Annotated in this window: 1 pseudogene; it reads left to right on the top strand. The window is 77.1% G+C overall.

Annotated elements, in window-relative coordinates:
- Window positions 1-340 precede the first annotated feature (340 nt).
- A pseudogene (locus EAD98_RS06600) lies at window positions 341-1,269 on the top strand (hypothetical protein); the annotation flags it as partial.

The raw sequence follows: 1,269 nt of genomic DNA, 5'->3' as shown, positions 1-1,269 counted from the left end.
GGCCCCTGAGCGCCGGACGCCGGCCGAGCCGACACGGCCGAAGCAGCCGGCCCCGACGGCGGGCGCGCGCCCGCCGGCCGCGCCGCCACCCGCCTGGCAGGCCCCGGATTCCCCGTCCGCCCGGTCGGTCCCGCCACCCCCGGCTCGGACGTCCACGGCACCGACATCCCCGGCTCCGACACCCACGGCGGACGCCGAGCCGGCGATTCCCCTGGCACCCGGCATGCCGCGCCGCTACGTACCCCCACCGCCGTCGGAAGCGCCGGTAGCGCCCATCCCCGAGCCGGTCGAGACTCCGGTCACCCGGGGACCGGCCGCCTGGTTCAACCCTGCTCAGGAGGTGGAGTCCGACCAGGACGAACCGGAGACGGACCGGCAGCCGACCGAGGCCACCGACGACCGGTCGGCCGCCGCTGGCGAGGCCAGTTCCTCCGCGCCGACCGGAGCGGAGTCCGACCCGTCGACGCCGGGTGCCGAGCCGGCCTCCGATGACCGGACGACCGACCCGCACGCCACGGTCGAGCCGGCTGTCGTGACGCCGGCCCCCACGTCCCAGTCCCGGCCGGTCTCCGCGCCGCCCGCGCAACCGGTCTCCGCACCGCCGGCCGAACCGGTCACCGGCGACCGCGATGCCTGGACCGACGACGTGGTCACCGATCCCGACCCCGCGGTCGGGTCGACACGAATGGACACCCTCGGCCCGGTGTCCGCGCCGCCGGCGAGCCCGGTGTCCGCACCGCCGGCCTACCCGGTGTCCGCACCGCCGGCCTACCCGGTGTCCGCACCGCCGGCCTACCCGGTGTCCGAGACCGACCTCGACGTCTCCGGATCCCGCGACGCGCCGGCCTACGACGAACCGGACAGCTGGACGGCCGATCGCCTCGACGAGCCGGAGACACCGGACCGGCCGACATCGGCGGAGCCAGTATCGGCGCCGCTGGAGCGGCCGGTCTCCGCGCCGCCCGCACGGGACAGCGGCCCGGCCGAGCGCGACCCGGTGGACGAGGTGCGCTCCGCGCCGGACGAGCCACCACTGGACGCGCTGGGCGATCGGAGCACCGGCGAACCAACGGCCGGTTCGCAGGCCGACGACGTGTCCGGCGCTGACCTGTCGGCCCGACCTACGCCGTCCGACGACCCGGACCAGCTCGTCACGCCGGAGCTCGCTGAGCCGGAGCCCGCTGAGCCGGACCCGGCCGCGCCGGTCTCAGCCGCGCCAATCTCAGCCCCGCCAATCTCAGCCCCGCCGGTCTCAGCCGCGCCAATCTC

Source organism: Micromonospora sp. CV4 (assembly GCF_003667455.1).
GTDB lineage: Bacteria > Actinomycetota > Actinomycetes > Mycobacteriales > Micromonosporaceae > Micromonospora.
Note: the sequence above shows the minus strand (reverse complement) of the source record. Positions and strands in the feature narration are given on the sequence as shown.